This window comes from Maribacter sp. (assembly GCF_049667165.1).
Lineage (GTDB): Bacteria > Bacteroidota > Bacteroidia > Flavobacteriales > Flavobacteriaceae > Maribacter_A.
In genome coordinates this window covers 1-1,690 of sequence record NZ_JBATHS010000296.1, presented here as the reverse complement: position 1 = coordinate 1,690, position 1,690 = coordinate 1, and the positions used below count along the sequence as shown (strand labels likewise).

Sequence of the window (1,690 nt, the reverse complement as noted above, 5' to 3'; positions counted from 1 at the left end):
ATTGATACCGCTCATGGTCATACCAAGGGTGTGGTCGACATACTGAAGCAAATAAAAAAGAAATTCCCAGAGCTTGATGTCATTGTAGGTAATATCGCCACAGCGGAAGCCGCCAAGTATTTGGTAGCCGCAGGGGCCGATGCCGTAAAAGTTGGGATCGGACCGGGCTCGATTTGTACGACTCGAGTGGTCGCAGGGGTAGGTTTTCCCCAATTTTCTGCGGTTTTGGAAGTTGCAGCGGCAATCGAGGGCAGCGGTGTTCCCGTTATAGCCGATGGTGGAATCCGTTATACTGGTGATATTCCCAAGGCCATAGCAGCGGGAGCCGATACCGTTATGTTGGGTTCTTTATTGGCGGGTACGAAAGAATCCCCCGGGGAAACCATTATCTACGAAGGAAGAAAGTTTAAATCGTATCGCGGCATGGGTTCCGTAGAGGCCATGAACAAGGGGTCTAAAGACCGTTATTTTCAAGACGTGGAGGATGATATCAAAAAATTGGTGCCAGAGGGTATCGTTGGTAGAGTGCCTTATAAGGGGGAGCTCTATGAGAGCATCCACCAATTTGTCGGGGGTCTTCGTGCCGGAATGGGCTACTGTGGTGCAAAGGATATTGAGGCCTTAAAGGAAAACGGACGATTTATTAAGATAACTGCTAGTGGGATAAACGAAAGCCATCCCCATAATGTGACCATTACAAAAGAATCACCGAATTATAGTAGGTAACGTATTTCTTTTTATACTATGTACATATAAATTGTAAATTGAGTAACTAATTTATTGTGCTATGGTTCAGAAACTTATCATTTTTGTTGTGTTTATCTTTTTGGGTTTTTCAACTTATTCCCAAGATTCCTCATTCTGGTTTGGTTATTATCAAGAAGATGCCGGAAACAATCCAGAGGATCCCACTATTGGGATGGTGTACTTGCACCTACCCGGTAATGGACAGTTCACAGGTGAGCTTATTTTCAGTTATCAAGGGTGTACCGGGGGTATGCAAAGTGGCAGGGTTTCTGGCCAAGTGACCGGCCCATCGATTATGGGTAATTGGAGTGGAAGCGTGGATGGTGTTGGTGTGGGTGGAAGCTATACGGGAACACTTGGTGCAGATCAGAAGCACTATACAGGAACGTATACCAATTCTGCGGGCAAGCAAAAAATCGAATGTGAAGGGTTAAGATACTTCGTAGCCGCGAAGGGGACATGGCAGGTGTATGGTTCCAGAACTTCTACGGATATGGAGATAGAGGTCTCCAATGAACCGGAAAATGATGTTCCTTTTTTTAGCTGGACCGATTACGATGATTTAGATTATTATCGATTTGTGGTTATAGATATGGAATGTCTTGAGGAAGAACAGGACCTTGAAAAATGTATGATGTGGAATGGGGAATATGTATTTTCCCAAGTAGCCTATGGAGAGGAATACGCCGAATTACCACAAGCAAAACGATTGGTAAAAGGAAAGTCCTACTTGATACACGTACTTGCTTTTGACGAAGACCAAAAAGTCATGGGGTCCGCCACTAAAGAGTTTACCTTTTAAAATTATTTTCCCGCGCCACTATAGGTCTCCCAATCTTTTTCCAAATAAATATTGTCCCCAAAATATCGGGCTATATTCAAAAAGGGTTTCGGTTTTTGATAACCGGGAACAGGGGATAGCATGTTCATCTTTTCATCGAGA

The 1,690-nt window shown here is 44.0% G+C and carries 2 protein-coding genes and 1 pseudogene; 2 read left to right on the top strand and 1 reads right to left on the bottom strand.

All coding sequences use genetic code 11. From position 1 onward, the window contains the following. Both guaB and WBM98_RS14105 read left to right on the top strand, forming a co-directional pair. Window positions 1-726: IMP dehydrogenase (gene guaB / locus WBM98_RS14110; protein WP_424366665.1), on the top strand; the 726-nt coding region annotated here is incomplete at its 5' end. Between the two features lie 61 nt (window positions 727-787). Beyond that, window positions 788-1,549, top strand: coding sequence for a hypothetical protein (locus WBM98_RS14105; protein WP_424366664.1), 762 nt, complete (start codon window positions 788-790; stop codon window positions 1,547-1,549). 2 nt (window positions 1,550-1,551) lie between these two features. Here WBM98_RS14105 and WBM98_RS14100 read toward each other — a convergent pair. Next, a pseudogene (locus WBM98_RS14100) lies at window positions 1,552-1,690 on the bottom strand (thioredoxin); the annotation flags it as partial.

Excerpts from the sequence above, each read along its gene's own strand:
- WBM98_RS14105 (WP_424366664.1), top strand. The coding sequence starts at position 788 with ATGGTTCAGAAACTTATCATTTTTGTTGTGTTTATCTTTTTGGGTTTT.